Source organism: Vibrio sp. STUT-A11 (genome assembly GCF_026000435.1).
Taxonomy (GTDB): Bacteria; Pseudomonadota; Gammaproteobacteria; order Enterobacterales; family Vibrionaceae; genus Vibrio.
This window is the reverse complement of the sequence record NZ_AP026763.1, coordinates 2,639,889-2,656,477: the sequence shown is the minus strand read 5'-3', so window position 1 is coordinate 2,656,477 and position 16,589 is coordinate 2,639,889. Positions and strand designations below refer to the sequence as shown.

Genomic DNA, 16,589 nt, shown 5'->3' with positions numbered 1-16,589 from the left:
TTACTGAATTTGCTCGTAAAATGCATCACTTTTCGGGAAGTCACCGCTAATGTCTGCGAGTGTACCCTGATCATCAAAGTTTACGACTAGGTCTTTTTGAACAGGATCACCATGGCCCGGAGTGTGGTGGTATATGTAATACCATGTGTTTGGATAACCGTTTTCGATAAGCATTGGTGAGCCAAGTACGAAGCGAACTTGTGCTTTAGTCATCCCAAACTTTAATTTATCTACCGCACTTTGTTCTACATAGTTGCCTTGGTTGATATCAATGCGATAAACCAGTTTTTCTACTACCGAACATCCTGTAAGCAATGTCATTGCTAACGGTACGGCAACTAACCACTTCTTTAATTGCATAATAATTTCTTACTAACCTTTAAAATACTGCGCTGATAATAAACAAGCTCGACGCAGATGTAAAAAGCTATGCGTCGTATGGTAGGGAATCTGACAACGAATTTTGAGTTGAGTTGCATTTATTGGCAGGTATTCAGTTGTGTTCATTTAGACAACTAATTTGAACGAAAGAGCAAAACGTAGTGAAAATTGAGTGGAAAACAAAAAGCCATGAGTATTTTTCCATGGCTCTTGTTACGCTTTTTAAGCGGCAATAAGTAGCTCTTTGGCGTTTGCAAGGGTCGAGTCGGTGATCTGGCTACCACCTAGCAGTCGGGCTAACTCTGCCACACGTTGTTGTTCATCCAGAGCGTGCATCTGGGTTTCTGTTTGCCCTTTTTTGGTCTGTTTGGCGACAAACATTTGCTGATGTCCACAACCCGCGACTTGAGGAAGGTGAGTGACACACATTACTTGAGTCGACTCTCCCAACTTACGTAGCATTTTACCGACTACGGCTGCGGTTGGGCCACTGATACCTACATCAACTTCATCGAAGATAAGGCTTGGAGTATCGACTTTCTGAGCGGTAATTACCTGAATCGCTAACGATATGCGTGATAGCTCACCTCCGGATGCGACTTTCGCAATTGGCTGTAGTGGCTGACCCGGGTTTGTTGAAACCAGGAAGCAAACGCTGTCCATACCCAATGGAGAAGGGTGAGTATTGTCGTTATTGACTTCGATACTGAACACGGCTTTTTCCATGCTTAATTCATGCATGCTTTGGCTTATCAGTTTATTCAGTTCCTTTGCGTAACGACTACGCGATTTATGTAATTTTTCCGCTGAGTTTAAGAAGCTTTGGTACTTTTGCTCCACTTCCTGTGCAAGTTCATCCAGTCTTTCGTCAGAACAATCTAAGGCTTCTATTTGAGCCAAAAGATCCTGATGGTGCTGATAAAGTTCTTCGGGCATCACGTGATGCTTACGCGCCATAGACATCACTTTGGAAAAACGTTCTTCGACATAAGCCATGCGACCCGGATCGACATCAATGCCGTCAAGGTAACTGCGAAGTTCGTTTTTGGTTTCTTCCAGTTGAATCATGGCTTCTGCCAGCATATTGGGAAGTTCTGCTAATTTTTCGTCTAATTCAGCTAATTGAATCAGGGAGTGATTGGCCGATTGCAAAATACCAAGCGCATTGACTTCTTCACCTTCGTAAATAAGTTCGATGGCTTGCTGACAGGTAGCGGCGAGCTCACCGCTATTGGACAGCCGTTTGTGCTCTTGTTCGAGTTCTGCAAATTCTTCTTCACCTAGCGATAACTCATTCAGTTCTTTGATTTGGTATTCAAGCAACTGTTTTTGTGCCTGATTCTGCTGGCTATTTTCTTTTAGTTGCTTGAGGTTATTGTCAGCCTGACGCCAGTGCTGATAGGCACTTCGAGTACTTTTTAGTAGATTCAGGTGACCCGCATATTGATCCAGCATGGCCATTTGATGATCACTTTTCATCAACTGATGATGAGCATGCTGACCATGAATATTAATCAGAAGCTGGCCGAGAGATTTGAGTTGTGAAAGTGGTACCGGGCTGCCATTGATGAAGGCTCTTGAACGGCCTTCTTTAGTAATGATACGACGCAAAATACACTCACTGCCATCGAGCAGGTCATTGTCTTCTAGCCAACGCGTTGCATGTAGGTTGTTATCCAGTAAGAAAGCCGCACTCACTTCGGTTTTTTCTTCGCCTTGTCGCACCATACCTGCATCTGCTCGTCCTCCTAAGCAGAGTCCGAGAGCATCAATAGCGATAGATTTACCCGCGCCTGTCTCACCGGTAATGGTGGTCATGCCCTTAGACAGCTCGAGTTGCAGAGACTTAACAATCGCAAAGTTATTAACACTTAGATGAGCCAGCATTTTTATTTACCTGTATAACTGAACAATACTGTATAAGAAAACAGTATATACTGTTTGTTCATACAGTAAAGGTGAGTGTGAAAATTTTTGCGGCCGAAATGGTTTTTTGTGATGGATTAGGAAAAGTGAGTCGGTGATAGGTAATGACTTATTTAAATTGAAAGAGTTACGGACACCTAAAGTCAAAGGATTAGAGAAGGTAGGCGATGATGATTGGGAGGTTTTGATGCTTTCTAACGACAGAGATTAAAGCGCAGGTATGTGTATACCTGCGTTTGTAAATAGAAAAATAAGGGTTAAAAGAGCTTACTTGACCAGCCTAATTTGTTTCTCAGAACGTGGTAGTAGCTGTAATCCTTTGGATGGATAAGCTTAAGGACGTTTGGGCTCTGGTAAATGTGGATCTCGTCGCCTGGAGATACCGGCAATGAAACTTGTCCATCACAACTCACTTCTTGTGTACCGCGATTCTCGGGAGAAACAATCAGTTTTATTCGGCGTTTTCCATCGACGACCAAGGGGCGGCTGGAAAGTGTATGCGGGAACATTGGCACTAAAGAAACTGCGTTTAAACTTGGAGAAAGAATTGGACCACCACCAGAAAGCGAATAAGCGGTTGAACCTGTCGGAGTCGATATGATCAGGCCATCTGCACGCAGTGAAAAAGCGAAGGTTTCGTCGATATACACTTCAAATTCAATCATATGGGCGATTTGGCCAGGGTGGAGTACGGCTTCGTTTAAAGCGGCGTTGTGACTTTTAATTTGACCATGGCGATGCACTTCCGCTTCAAGTAGGAAACGCTCTTCTTCAATATACTCACCGGCAAGCACCGCTTTAAGAGCGGCTTGGAAATCGTCTGGGTTTAAATCCGTCAGAAAGCCTAAGTTACCTCTGTTGACACCAATTACGGGAACGTCAAAACGAGATAAAATTCGAGCGGCTCCGAGCATATTACCATCACCACCGACCACAATCGCTAGGTCTGCATTTTGTCCTAGCTCGACTAAGCTCGCAAACTGCTGTGGCGGGATCTCGTCTAAAATTGCAGTAAGACGATCGTCAATAAAGACTTGGTAACCTTCTGAGGTCAGCCATTGGTACAACTCCCAATGAGTTTGAATAGCTTGTTGATCTCTTGGTTTACCGATTATCGCGATCACGTTACATGGATTTTTCATAGCATTTCCGCATTAAAGAGGCTTGAATCAGGAATCTTCATCCCCATAATAATGGCAAGTTACCTAAATATGCGAATTTTTATGTGATTAAAGCCCGCAAAAAACGCATGGCTTGAAGAGCATTACGTTGAATTCTGGAGATATCATGAGCAACGAAGAAAATAAAGTTACAGAAGAAGAGCTTGATCAAATCATCGAAGAGGCTGAGAAAGTCGAAGCAGCAGCTCAAGAAGCTGAAGTGGAGCTTGAAGAAATTGGTGATGAGAAAGACGCCAAAATTGCTCAACTAGAAGCAGCGCTACTGTCTAGCGAGACAAAAGTGAAAGATCAGCAAGACGCGGTTCTGCGAGCAAAAGCTGACGTAGAAAATATGCGTCGTCGTACTGAGCAAGAGATCGATAAAGCTCGTAAATACGCTCTTAACAAGTTTGCAGAAGAACTGCTTCCTGTGATTGACAACTTAGAGCGTGCGATACAGGCTGCTGATACGGAAAATGAAGTCATTAAGCCAGTCCTTGAAGGTGTGGAACTGACTCACAAAACCTTCGTTGATGTGGTTGCTAAATTTGGTTTGAAGGAAATCAATCCAGAAGGTGAGGCATTCAACCCTGAACTGCATCAGGCAATGTCTATCCAAGAAAGTCCGGATCACGAATCAAACACGGTTATGTTTGTTATGCAAAAAGGCTACGAACTAAACGGCCGCGTTGTTCGTCCTGCAATGGTTATGGTTGCTAAGTAAGCTTTACACCGCTGAAATAAATCATTTTCAAATGCCCGTCACATTGGTGACGGGCATTTTTTATTCGTCAAACCGCATTTATCGCTCTACCTCGTCTAATGTAGTCGGTGATACAGCAGTGAATACTATTGTTGCTAAAACAGAAGGTGAGATTGGCAAAGAAGAAAGTGTTGATGCAGAACCTGCTCAGGCATATGTTTAATAACTTTACTTAATCTTCATTGCTTTACTTAATAAAGATGAAAGCGGGCTATCACGGCTCGCTTTGTTGTTTTTAGGACCCTGAGCGTCGATTTTATCGGCTAGTGGTGCTTTATTGGACGACAACGGTGTGACCTAATCCCAACTAATCATAAAGAAAGCGATTAAATCAGAAAAAAAACGCTTTTTTTTAATTCTGCCCTTGAAAAGCATTTTGCCGCCCTTATCTATGTGGCATAGAGAAGCAAACATTGATTATTTTTGTTTGTGAGCAAGGGTTGAAACCCGATTCTCCTCCCCCCACATTGGGGTTATAACCAAACGAAAATAGAATTTATTCGGAGATAGCCAGATGGGTAAAATCATTGGTATTGACTTAGGTACTACTAACTCATGCGTTGCTGTATTAGACGGCGACAAACCTCGTGTAATTGAAAACGCAGAGGGTGAACGTACTACTGCATCGGTTATTGCTTACACTGACGGTGAGACACTAGTAGGTCAGCCAGCAAAACGTCAAGCAGTAACTAACCCTGAAAACACGCTATTTGCTATTAAGCGTCTAATCGGTCGTCGTTTTGAAGACGAAGAAGTTCAGCGTGACATCGAAATCATGCCTTACAAAATTGTTAAGGCTGACAACGGTGACGCTTGGGTAGAAGCGAAAGGCCAAAAAATGGCGGCTCCTCAGGTTTCTGCTGAAGTACTTAAGAAAATGAAGAAAACTGCTGAAGACTTCCTAGGTGAGGAAGTCACTGGCGCAGTTATTACAGTACCTGCTTACTTTAACGATGCTCAGCGTCAAGCAACGAAAGATGCTGGCCGTATCGCAGGTCTAGAAGTTAAACGTATTATCAACGAACCAACGGCAGCTGCGCTAGCTTACGGTCTTGATAAGAAAGGCGGTGACCGCACTATCGCAGTATACGACCTTGGTGGTGGTACATTCGATATCTCAATCATCGAAATCGATGAAGTTGAAGGCGAGAAAACGTTCGAAGTTCTAGCAACTAACGGTGACACTCACCTAGGTGGTGAAGACTTTGATAACCGTCTGATCAACTACTTAGTTGACGAGTTCAACAAAGAGCAAGGCATCAACCTTAAGAACGATCCACTAGCAATGCAGCGTGTTAAAGAAGCAGCAGAAAAAGCGAAAATCGAGCTTTCTTCTACTTCTCAAACTGACGTAAACCTACCTTACGTTACTGCGGATGCAACTGGTCCTAAGCACATGAACATCAAAGTGACTCGTGCAAAACTAGAATCTCTAGTTGAAGACCTAGTACAACGTTCTTTAGACCCACTAAAAGTGGCTCTAGCTGACGCTGACCTATCAGTAAACGACATCACTGACGTAATCCTAGTAGGTGGTCAGACTCGTATGCCAATGGTTCAAGCTAAAGTCGCTGAGTTCTTTGGTAAAGAAGCTCGCCGTGACGTAAACCCAGATGAAGCAGTAGCAATGGGTGCTGCAGTTCAAGGTGGTGTACTTGCTGGTGATGTTAAAGACGTACTGCTTCTAGACGTAACTCCACTGTCTCTAGGTATCGAGACAATGGGTGGCGTAATGACTAAGCTGGTTGAGAAGAATACAACGATCCCAACTAAAGCGAACCAAGTTTTCTCTACAGCAGAAGACAACCAGAGCGCGGTAACTATCCACGTTCTGCAAGGTGAGCGTAAGCAAGCGATGTACAACAAGTCTCTAGGTCAATTCAACCTAGAAGGCATCCAGCCTGCACCACGTGGCATGCCACAAATCGAAGTAACTTTCGACCTTGATGCGGACGGTATCCTTCACGTATCAGCGAAAGATAAGCAGACTGGTAAAGAGCAGAAAATCACTATCCAAGCTTCTGGCGGTCTAAACGACGAAGAAATCGAGAAAATGGTTCAAGAAGCAGAAGCTAACAAAGAAGCGGACAAGAAGTTCGAAGAGCTAGCTACCGCACGTAACCAAGCAGACCAAATGATTCACGGTACTCGTAAGCAAGTGGAAGAAGCGGGTGAAGCACTTCCAGCTGAAGAGAAAGAGAAGATTGAAGCTGCAATTTCTGAGCTAGAAGAAGCGCGTAAAGGCGAAGATAAAGAAGCAATCGACGCTAAAGTTCAAGCGCTGATGACGGCTGCTCAAAAACTGATGGAAATCGCTCAGCAACAAGCTCAAGCACAACAAGGTGCTGAAGCTGGCGCTCAACAACAGTCTGCACAAGACGATGTTGTAGACGCAGAGTTCGAAGAAGTTAAAGACGATAAGAAGTAATTCAACATTAGGGTAATTTGATACTTCGGTAGAAAATTACCCGGTTGGAAACACTTATTGGAATCTTTGCGGGCGTTTGAGGTGACTCTAACGCCCGCATGTTTGTAAATAGCCCAGTCTTTCTAGCTAAGCGCTTTTCAAAGAAAGCTTTTACCTAAAACGATATTAACACCAAGCGGCAGCGGCCGTTTGCAGTACTACATTGGTGACGAAGAACATGTCAAAACGTGATTTTTACGAAGTATTAGGCGTAAGCCGTGATGCATCAGAACGTGATATCAAAAAGGCGTACAAGCGCCTTGCTATGAAATTCCACCCGGACCGTAACCAGGGTGATGATTCTGCTGCGGATAAGTTTAAAGAAGTAAAAGAAGCGTATGAAGTTCTCACTGACCCTCAGAAGAAAGCAGCGTACGATCAGTACGGTCATGCTGCTTTTGAACAAGGCGGCGGTGGTTTCGGTGGCGGCGGCTTTGGCGGCGGCGGTGCTGATTTCGGCGACATTTTTGGTGACGTATTCGGTGATATCTTTGGTGGCGGCCGTCGTGGTGGCGGTGGTGGTCATCGTGCACAACGTGGTGCTGACCTCCGTTACAACATGGAACTGACTCTAGAAGAAGCGGTTCGCGGTGTAACAAAAGAAATCGAAGTTCCAACACTGGTTCACTGTGAAACTTGTGATGGTAGCGGCGCGAAAAAAGGCACGTCAGCTGAAACCTGTGGTACTTGTCATGGCCACGGTCAAGTACAAATGCGTCAAGGTTTCTTCGCGGTTCAGCAAACTTGTCCAACCTGTCATGGTAAAGGTAAGATCATCAAAGACCCTTGTAACGAGTGTCATGGTCAGGGCCGCAAACAGAAAACTAAAACACTTAACGTTAAGATCCCTGCCGGTGTGGATACTGGCGACCGCATTCGTCTGTCTGGCGAAGGTGAAGCGGGAGAAATGGGCGCACCAGCAGGTGACCTATATGTTCAGGTACACGTAAAAGACCACCATATTTTTGAGCGTGACGGCAACAATCTATATTGTGAAGTACCAGTAAGTTTTGCAATGGCAGCACTAGGTGGTGAAGTAGAAGTACCAACATTAGATGGTCGAGTCAGCCTAAAAGTGCCATCAGAAACGCAAACTGGTCGTATGTTCCGTATGCGTGGTAAAGGTGTGAAAGGTGTTCGCGGTGGCGGTATCGGTGATCTGATCGTGAAGTTGGTGGTAGAAACTCCGGTTAACCTAAGTTCACGTCAGAAAGAGTTGTTGAAAGAGTTTGAAGAATCTTGTGGTGGCGAAGCGGCGACAAAACACAAGCCTAAGTCAGAAGGTTTCTTCAATGGCGTTAAAAAGTTCTTCGATGATCTGACGAGCTAAAGCGACCAAAAATTGAAGATGACAAAGGCTTGCAGAGATGCAGGCCTTTTTCGTTTTTAACGACTATCAGTTCCAACATGCGCTTGGCGATTCAACATTGGTTGCGGTGAGTTTGAGTGCATTGACTCCTGAGGGGAAGCACCTGTCCCCATCTTGGCCAAGATCGGATTTTGCTGTTGCAGTAATGGTATAAGCCGTGGTTGCGGAACTCACGATGGAAAAAGTAAAGCGATCGTTTTCAGAATCACATATCGAGCAATTGCCTCCCGAAATAATAGAACTCCAGTCATACCCATCATCATAAGAGGTTTCTAACGCGAGTTGGATACGGCTGATATCGCTTAGCGCCACGGTCCGGTGCGACTTAATGACATAATTCGTATAAGAGGGATAGACCATCGCCGCAATGATTCCGACAATCACGACTACTATCAGTAATTCGATCAATGTCATCCCGCTTAATCTTATTTTGTAGCTGTTACAACGATATATCCGAATCATTCCGAGTCGTTCCCTTTTTACTTTTCCGCCTATTTTTCGCAGGTGATAGCATCTGTGCAAGATGAATTACAGTTGACTAGATGTTTGCATAGGAATTTGGGAAATGCCTCGCGGGTTTACGTTGTTGGAGCTACTTATTACGGTATCGGTGCTGAGTATTTTATTGGCCGTTGCGGCACCAAGTTTTAACCGTGTTTCTCAAACCGTACAAATGCAAGGCCTTGCAACAGAACTGTTTGGATTTCTGAATCAAAGTAGGTCAGAAGCGGTGATGAGAAATACAAAGTTGTACGTGCATTTTTCGATGGATAAAGATAACACTATTGATAATGGAAATTGGTCACTTAACTTGACGGATTCCTCCGTTTCTGGCGGAAAGAGCATATTACATTTATCCGGTTCACCTTATTCAGAGTTGTCTATAAATCACAACTATGACGCGAAATATATAAGCTTTGAAGCAGTAAGAGGACGCCCGAACTCTGGGAGTATAGAGTTTCTTTCAACTAACAATAAGAATTCTAAACTGAAAATCAAACTTTCTAACCCTCCTGGCCGTATTAAAGTTTGCAGTATATCGGGAGCAAAATTATATGACTACCCAGAGTGTTAGTCTGCGCTATCAAAGAGGCAGCTCTTTAATCGAGCTCATGATCAGTTCTTTAATTGGTTTAATTCTATTAGGTGTGATTGGCTCGGTCTTTCTTAGCTTGCAAAAAACAGCAAGAGAGAAAAGTTTGGAATTACATCTCCTACAGGGGATTAACCTTACTTTTGCAATGATGAAAGAAGATATTCAACGTGCTGGCTACGATGGTGGAAACGGTAATTCGCTTAAGGTATCTGGCTCTATAAATACAATAACGTTAAGCGGCGCTTCTTCTATTGGTTTTGTTTATTTCAAAAAAGGCTCTCCGGCTAACAAAGACTATCGAAATATTAAGTATGAGAAGCGCGATACTCGACTTTTAATATGTGAAAAAGGTGTGGTTTCACAAGCTCAGATATTAACTTTTGATGGCATAGATTTTTGTCGCTCTTTATTTGATGAGGATATTTTCCAGGTCACGCAATTTTCAGTGGGTTCAGAAACCGTTACGAATGGAAAAACGACAAGTGCATTAACCGAGGTGCAGTTAGGTTTACAAACGGTTGATGGCTCTGTTAGTAAAGTGGAAACAGTCTCAATTAAGCAAAGGAACTGGCAATGAATTTTAAGTCTAATCAATCAGGCTATGTCGCACTGCTGGTGACTTCCATTCTTTTGCTGCTTGCTTTAATTGTGGTTCTTGCATCATCAAAAGGTATTTTTTTCCAAATCAAAGTTGCTCAGAATGAGTTAAGAGCTCGTCAGGCGCATTGGAAAGCTGAGGGTGGGCTGGAATGTGCATTTTCTAAAGCTAAGCTAGAGAAACAGATACCTACCACGGTAGATGACTGTATAATTGCTATGCAACTCAATGACTTAGCTTTTTCTGCTGGAGAGTTTAGTGTCGTTACTTCTGAGTTAGAAAACGCAAGGCTACGAAAAACCATCAAACTCCCTGCAATTGGTGGGGCCGGAGCCATCAAGTCCACTTCTGATCTTGTTATTAATGGCTCTTATAGGAGCTCTGCGGATCCCGGAAAAAGTCTTGGCAATAATTTATGGGAATGCACGTCGGTTCTCTACTCCAATTATTTCTATGCTACAAACGTAAGCACAGTTCACCCCTATGAAATATCCAAAAAACCTTACGCAAATTTTCCTGATAGCCCCGCTGGACAATTACAAAAATGTGCATCAACTCATTATAGTTGGGCAAAGAGTGTTGCTAACTCTGAAGATGACTATCGACAGTCTTCAAGCATGGATCCTTTTAAGGATGTATTTGATGTTCCACGAAGCGAATGGTTTGATGTGATGTCTGACAACTCGCTGTTTGGTTATGTGCCACTCTCATTAAACCCTGCTACTTTGGACTCTGAGAAAGATTTACCAAAGCCTAGTTTCAACGACAAGTGTGCAGAAAATATCGTAGACAACATTAAAGCCGGTAAAGATCTGGTTTGGGTCTACGGTGGATGTGAAATAAATACGGCGGGCTTTTCTAGCATCAAATCTGCTATTGATAAACACTTAAGTGGTAGTGGCATTATTTTAGTCGTTCAAGACGGGATTTTATCTACAAGAGGTACTCATGACTTTACTGGCATGCTCTATCACTTTATTTCCCCTCTATACGCCGATCCGAAGGGGGTTATTCCGGACTTTACCGGTTGGGATAAACTTGAGAACCATAAAGATTTAAATGGGGTGATTTCTACACTAGCTGCTACCGTACCAATGACAAAGGAAAGAGTCGGCTACTTCCAACATGGCTCGTTCAACCCTCTAGGAGGTTTTGTAATGGATGCACCTGGCACTTTCGCTCTTTTTAACGCTTCACTATCATTTAAGTACAATCGCGACGTAATAAATGAACCACTCAAAAAACTTAAAAAGGTAGTTTGGAAGAAGGGCTCCTGGAATGATCTCTAAACAGCAAGGATTTAGTTTACTCGAAGTCTTGATTGCTTTTCTTCTTCTCGGAGTAGGAGCATTAGGTTTAACAAGGCTAAATGTGTACTTAGAGCGCGAATCGGACTATGCGATTCAAAGTCTCGAGGCTCTTCGTCTGGCCGAAAACAAACTCGAATGGTTTCGCACCCGTGGTGCATCTTCTGCCGTTCCTGCAATGCCCATCGCCGATTTCGATTCTATCGCTACTGGCTCTTCAACTTCAGGGGCTTACAGCCTTCAATGGCAGATACCACCCGCAACCGTCTCGGGTTCGCTCAAGACCATTATTATTACTTCAAGCTGGGAAGACAGGGTGGGACAGACCCAGTCTGTTCAGTTGAAAACGATGATTTCTCGTTATAGCGAATTTGATAAATAGCTATTTCCAGTGCGTCACTATCGCATTTAAAAGCATTGTCACCTTTTTCCTACGTCCTTTTCGGCTTTATATCCATCAGTTAATGTAGGGTTTTAGGACTGTTAACGTGAATGATGTGCTGCTGTTTTTATTATGTTTCATGTGATTGCTGTTTTTGCAAAATGTGTCTCCAAATATGAAAAAATCCTAGCATCTTGTACTTTTTATCTTGGTTTTAACTAGAATACTTGGCTGAAAACAGGCCGCAATAAATTATTCCAAAAGGCCATAGCACCAACATCATTCATTATGGAGTTACCATGAGTAACCAAGCAATTAATAAGGCGCCATCTTCTAAGCCGAGTGGGATGGATCGCTTTCTAAACTTTATTGAGCGTGCAGGTAATAAAATTCCTGATCCTGCGATTTTGTTCTTTTGGGCTCTGGTCATTACCTGGGCGGCATCCGCACTTTTATCGAATGTCTCTTTCGATCTTGTAAACCCCCGAACCGGCGAAGCTTTGGCGGTTAAAAACCTTCTAACTGGTGATGCACTAGCGAGTTTTCTTGCAAATATGGTGACGACATTCACTGGATTTGCACCGCTAGGCATCGTACTAGTGGCGATGTTAGGCGTGGGTGTTGCTGACTCTTCTGGCTTTATCACCACGGGTCTTAAGAAGATGCTGAGCTTTACGCCTGCGAAGCTTCTTACGCCAATGCTTATTTTGGTTGCGATTGTCTCGCACACCGCAGCAGACGCTGGTTACGTTCTGGTTATCCCTCTGGGGGGGATTATTTTCCATGCGGCTGGTCGTCATCCTCTAGCTGGTATCGCGGCAGCGTTCGCAGGTGTATCAGGTGGTTTTTCAGCAAACTTTATTCCTTCTGGTATCGATCCACTACTGGCTGGTTTCACACAAACGGCAGCACAGGTTCTTGATCCAGAATATGTTGTTAACCCATTAGCGAACATCTTCTTTACTGGTATCTCATCAGTCATAATTGTGGCTATCGGTTGGTATGTTACTGAGAAAATTATCGAACCACGTTTGGCTAAAACTCCAGTAGACGAAGATGCAGAAGAAGCTCCGGACCTAGGTTCGTTTTCTGAAATTGAGTCAAAAGCATTCCGCTATGCGGGTTGGTCGATGCTGGCTGGTATTGCATTGCTTGTTGTGGCGTTAATTCCAGAGAACTCTGCATTGCGCTCACCTGAAGGCGAAATCACTGCATTCTCAGCACCAATCATGAAGTCGATCGTTCCATTGATCTTCATTCTGTTTATCATCCCTGGTTACGTATACGGTAAAGTTTCTGGCACATTCAAATCAAGCAACGACATTATTAAGGCGATGGCAGACACCATGTCGACGATGGGTGCTTACATCGTTATGTCTTTCTTCTGTGCTCAATTCTTGTCTGCTTTTGCTCAGTCAAATATTGGTACTATGCTAGCGCTGTATGGAGCTGAAGGCCTTAAAGCAATGAACCTTCCTGGTGAAGCAACCATCATTGGTATGATTCTGCTAACGGCTTCTGTAAACCTGCTTATTGGTTCTGCTTCTGCGAAATGGGCACTAATCGGTCCAATTCTGGTTCCTATGCTAATGGCGGTTGGTATCTCTCCTGAGTTGTCTCAGGCGGCATACCGTGTCGGTGATTCTGTATCGAACATCATTTCACCTCTGATGGTATTTTTCCCGCTAGTCGTGGTGTACTGTCAACGTTACGTGAAGTCGACAGGTATTGGTACGCTTGCATCACTGATGATGCCATTCTCGATCGCTATGCTGATCGGTTGGTCAATCTTCCTCGTTGTTTACTGGATGATTGGTATCCCTCTAGGTATCCAGGCGCCATACACTTACACCATGTAAGTCGTAACCGCTTAAATCTGAAAGCGCAGATCGTAAGGTCTGCGCTTTTTTTGTTGTTTCTTTTAGGGAAGACATCGGTAATTTCTAACGTGGCTGTAGCGTGTCGAAAGTTAGTGGTAATATTGGCCCGTCGTACATTCACTAATCTGGAGTCCCTTTGTCTGACCTTCAATTTACTCCCCAAGACGAACAATTTATGCGCCGAGCTATCGAGTTGGCTGATCTGGCTGAGGCAGAAGGCGAAGTGCCTGTTGGTGCCGTCTTGGTAAAAGATGGGGAGATCATTGCAGAGGGCTGGAACCGTTCGATCTGTACTCATGACGCAACAGCACATGCCGAGATTCAAACATTGCGCAGAGCCGGACAAGTCTTAGAGAACTATCGCTTACTAGATACCACGCTTTACGTGACGTTAGAGCCTTGCCCGATGTGTGCTGGCGCACTGTTACACAGCCGCGTGAAGCGAGTGGTGTTTGGGGCTCCGGATCTGAAAGCGGGTGCTGCAGGAACAGTATTAAACTTATTTGAAAGTCAGGCTGCATACCATTTTGCAACGGTTGAAAAAGGGTTATTAGAAGCAGAGTGTCGAAGTCAGTTACAAGCTTTTTTTAAACGTCGCCGTAAAGAGATCAAAGCAAAGAAACAGGCTGAAAAAGCATTGCAGAGTGATCAGATAAAAAATGGCGATTGAGGAAGAGAGATTCGCAAACATCTACGTTCGGGTAGATGTTTGCTTCTTTTCTCAGTGATTCACTAAGTGAACGAAAACACGATGGCGTTCACTGATTTTCTTTTTCATGCTCGTCAGTTTGCGCTTACGACGGATTGCCGCCACTGTATTATGCAAACGCTTTGACTGAACCTTACGTCTTCTCATATTCTAAACCTCTAGCAGACAAGACTACGAACACCCTCAAGTAGACATTGATTGTGTCTAACTAACCTAAACTCATCGTTATCACGTCCAACAATTCACTTTTTCATACACAACGTAATCAACCCCACTTACACAAAACGTTGTGTGTAGTTGGCTTCCAGTTTGGCATGGGAAATTGCAACACTGATAATGGGCCGAGCGTCATCGATGTAATTTTCAATCGCAATGACATTCATATCCCGACCTCAGATTAGTGAACAACCATTAGATGACATTCTAATAATCAGCGTCATGTTTAATCGGGAGAGGGTAGCCAGCCGAGTCTATTGTTACTCAAATATCTAACTAATGTTTAAATATTAATGAGTTACAATGTAGGTCATTAAGTTTGTTTACACTTACTTTTTGATGTTAACCTAACTCGGAAAGATCGATTCTAGATAAGTTTGTTCAAAGACTCAACAAAAAATGACGAGCTATTCACTCGCCATTTTTTATTCGCTTGTTTGAATCTTATTCGGGTATGGCTTCTAGCGTTGTATCGTCGTCCTCTGTTGTTTCAGAAGCGCCTGACCTCCCCGGTTTTGCATCCTCTATCCGCTCTGTTGTTGGTTCCGGTACACCCTCTACAGCGCCCGATACTGTTTCAGTGATACTTTCCACTGCACCAGACACGAGGGTGTCGGGATTAAGCGGTGGGATGACTTGCAGGTCCTCAGTACTTTCGTCTACTACTGGCTTTTGACTAACGTGGCCAATAATTGACTGATAGTATCGACGAATATTCTCAACGTAATTACGCGCTTCATCTCCTCGAGCGTAGCCGTAACGCGTTTGGCTGTAGAAGCGTTTTTGACGCAGTAAAGGCAGTCTGTCTTTGACATCTGCCCATGCATTTGGATCACCGCCTTGTGCTTTTGTCAGGCGTCGAGCGTCCAGCATATGACCGTAACCAATGTTATAGGATGCAAGTGCGAACCAAATTTTTTCGTGGTCACTAATCGTTTCGGGTACGCGAGCGACAATGCGACGCAAGTATTCCACACCACCACGGACAGACTGCTCAGGATCGAGACGGTTGGTCACGCCTACACTTTTCGCTGTTGGTAAGGTGAGCATCATCATACCGCGTACTCCGGTTGGAGACTTTGCTTTTGGCTTCCAATGAGATTCTTGATAAGCCAACGCTGCGATTAAGCGCCAATCAAACTCTTCGCTGTACTTTTGGAATAGGGCCGACCATTTAGGAAGTTTGTCATCCAGTGCACGAATGAACGCGCGAGTATCCACATAATCAAACGCTTCGATATGTCCGATGTACTTTTCTTCCAGGGAGGCGAGCTCACCGGATTGCTTGATGTTACCAAAGAACTCAATCAGCATTGCGTACAAGCTTTCGTCTTCTGAACGACGGGTAAACCAAGATACTGGTTGATCTTCTGTTAACTCAAAAGCCAAAGCCAGATCGGGATAAAGGCGCTGGGCCAGCGACAGCTCAACCGAGTCTGTTACGGTAAAGCGCAGATCGCCAGTGGATACGTTTTTCAGCAAGTCTCGCGTATCAGCATCACCGACGATTTCAAACTGTAGCTCTGGATGCTGCTTTTTTAATGCCGTCAGTGTTGGAACATATTGGGACTGTTCAACGATTTGCAGTGTATTTGCTGCGGCGTTGCTATCTTCTTCAGAAGCACCAGCTTGCGTAGCTTGATACGTTATCAGTCGTTCAATGCTGCGAGGGCGCAGTTGTCCTTTTTTATACACGACTTGCTGGCTGACATAGTAGTACGCCGGGCCAGGTCGAAAACGTTTCACCGCTTGAGATGTCTGGTTCAAGCCTGTGGCAATAATATCAATGTCGCCTTTCTTCAGTGCCGGAAATAGATCGGCTTGGCGAAATGCTGGTTTGATCTCAAGTTTTACACCAAGTTCTTCAGCGAACTTGCGTGCAAGCTCATAATCTAAACCGGCAGGGCCATCAGGGCCTATGTAATAAGAAAGCTGGTTGTTAAGTGTACCAACTCGAAGAACGCCACGTTCCTGTATTTTTTGGAATTCACTTTTTGGGGTCGACTCAATTTGGCAGGCAGAAAGTAGTAGCACAGAAGCGAAAAGTAAGACGCTGCGCTTAAGTCGGTTGAACTGGCTAATTTGCATTAATTGGTACTTCTCGAGAAATTTCTGTTGTCCTTTATATCAAAGGGAAGTGGTGGGGCAAAGGGAATCGCACAGATTGAGTGTGACATTGCGTGTTTTATCGACATTTTGGCGATAATTCAAATTTGAAGAAAAAATTGACGCAAACGGTTGCTTTTGGTGTTACATCACAAAAACAATTGCTATATAATGCGCTCGCAAAGGAGAGGTGGAATCGGTATAAGTTCGGCTTTTTACGCCTAAGTGG

The 16,589-nt window shown here is 44.0% G+C and carries 16 protein-coding genes; 10 read left to right on the top strand and 6 right to left on the bottom strand.

Annotation, left to right across the window (positions count from 1 at the left end; all coding sequences use genetic code 11):
- The 3 genes from bamE to nadK all read right to left on the bottom strand — a co-directional run bounded on the left by bamE (position 1) and on the right by nadK (position 3,449).
- The gene (bamE, locus tag OO774_RS12475; RefSeq protein WP_264902975.1) at positions 1-360 is read right to left on the bottom strand and encodes an outer membrane protein assembly factor BamE; all 360 of its coding nucleotides are present in this window, start codon (positions 358-360) and stop codon (positions 1-3) included.
- Positions 361-603: 243 nt separating this feature from the next.
- Positions 604-2,268: a DNA repair protein RecN gene (recN, locus tag OO774_RS12470; RefSeq protein WP_264902974.1), complete on the bottom strand. Its 1,665-nt coding sequence runs from the start codon at positions 2,266-2,268 to the stop codon at positions 604-606.
- 296 nt (positions 2,269-2,564) lie between these two features.
- Positions 2,565-3,449 carry an NAD(+) kinase gene (nadK, locus tag OO774_RS12465; RefSeq protein ID WP_264902973.1) on the bottom strand — a complete coding sequence of 295 codons (885 nt, stop codon included), beginning with the start codon at positions 3,447-3,449 and terminating at the stop codon, positions 2,565-2,567.
- 145 nt (positions 3,450-3,594) lie between these two features.
- On the opposite strand from nadK, the gene grpE reads away from it, so the two are divergent.
- The 4 genes from grpE to dnaJ all read left to right on the top strand — a co-directional run bounded on the left by grpE (position 3,595) and on the right by dnaJ (position 8,027).
- Positions 3,595-4,191, top strand: a complete 597-nt coding sequence (gene grpE / locus OO774_RS12460; RefSeq protein WP_264902972.1) for a nucleotide exchange factor GrpE — start codon at positions 3,595-3,597, stop codon at positions 4,189-4,191.
- A 31-nt stretch (positions 4,192-4,222) separates the two neighbouring features.
- Complete coding sequence (locus OO774_RS12455) at positions 4,223-4,393, top strand: hypothetical protein (protein ID WP_264906124.1); 171 nt, start codon at positions 4,223-4,225, stop codon at positions 4,391-4,393.
- Positions 4,394-4,744: 351 nt separating this feature from the next.
- Positions 4,745-6,658 (top strand): molecular chaperone DnaK, encoded by a 1,914-nt coding sequence (gene dnaK, locus OO774_RS12450; RefSeq protein WP_264902971.1) that lies wholly within the window; start codon positions 4,745-4,747, stop codon positions 6,656-6,658.
- Between the two features lie 217 nt (positions 6,659-6,875).
- A complete protein-coding gene (dnaJ, locus tag OO774_RS12445; protein WP_264902970.1) occupies positions 6,876-8,027 on the top strand; it encodes a molecular chaperone DnaJ in 1,152 nt (383 codons plus the stop codon).
- A 66-nt stretch (positions 8,028-8,093) separates the two neighbouring features.
- Here the strand turns inward: dnaJ and OO774_RS12440 are convergent, their stop codons facing one another.
- Complete coding sequence (locus OO774_RS12440; RefSeq protein WP_264902969.1) at positions 8,094-8,528, bottom strand: type IV pilin protein; 435 nt, start codon at positions 8,526-8,528, stop codon at positions 8,094-8,096.
- A gap of 103 nt (positions 8,529-8,631) precedes the next feature.
- Here OO774_RS12440 and OO774_RS12435 point away from each other — a divergent pair, with 103 nt between their 5' ends.
- From OO774_RS12435 to tadA, 6 genes are all read left to right on the top strand, one after another.
- Positions 8,632-9,141 carry a GspH/FimT family pseudopilin gene (locus tag OO774_RS12435; protein ID WP_264902968.1) on the top strand — a complete coding sequence of 170 codons (510 nt, stop codon included), beginning with the start codon at positions 8,632-8,634 and terminating at the stop codon, positions 9,139-9,141.
- Positions 9,122-9,739, top strand: a complete 618-nt coding sequence (locus OO774_RS12430; protein ID WP_264902967.1) for a prepilin-type N-terminal cleavage/methylation domain-containing protein — start codon at positions 9,122-9,124, stop codon at positions 9,737-9,739. Before OO774_RS12435 ends, OO774_RS12430 begins: the two co-directional genes overlap by 20 nt.
- Entirely contained in the window at positions 9,736-11,049 is a 1,314-nt protein-coding gene (locus tag OO774_RS12425; protein WP_264902966.1) for a hypothetical protein, read from the top strand. Before OO774_RS12430 ends, OO774_RS12425 begins: the two co-directional genes overlap by 4 nt.
- Positions 11,039-11,449 carry a prepilin-type N-terminal cleavage/methylation domain-containing protein gene (locus tag OO774_RS12420; RefSeq protein WP_264902965.1) on the top strand — a complete coding sequence of 137 codons (411 nt, stop codon included), beginning with the start codon at positions 11,039-11,041 and terminating at the stop codon, positions 11,447-11,449. Before OO774_RS12425 ends, OO774_RS12420 begins: the two co-directional genes overlap by 11 nt.
- Before the next feature lie 299 nt (positions 11,450-11,748).
- Positions 11,749-13,308, top strand: coding sequence for an AbgT family transporter (locus tag OO774_RS12415; protein ID WP_264902964.1), 1,560 nt, complete (start codon positions 11,749-11,751; stop codon positions 13,306-13,308).
- Positions 13,309-13,465: 157 nt separating this feature from the next.
- Positions 13,466-13,999 (top strand): tRNA adenosine(34) deaminase TadA, encoded by a 534-nt coding sequence (tadA, locus tag OO774_RS12410; protein ID WP_264902963.1) that lies wholly within the window; start codon positions 13,466-13,468, stop codon positions 13,997-13,999.
- Between the two features lie 51 nt (positions 14,000-14,050).
- Here the strand turns inward: tadA and OO774_RS12405 are convergent, their stop codons facing one another.
- Positions 14,051-14,185: a hypothetical protein gene (locus OO774_RS12405; RefSeq protein WP_264902962.1), complete on the bottom strand. Its 135-nt coding sequence runs from the start codon at positions 14,183-14,185 to the stop codon at positions 14,051-14,053.
- Between the two features lie 513 nt (positions 14,186-14,698).
- Entirely contained in the window at positions 14,699-16,342 is a 1,644-nt protein-coding gene (mltF, locus tag OO774_RS12400) for a membrane-bound lytic murein transglycosylase MltF (protein WP_264902961.1), read from the bottom strand.
- Positions 16,343-16,589: the final 247 nt, after the last annotated feature.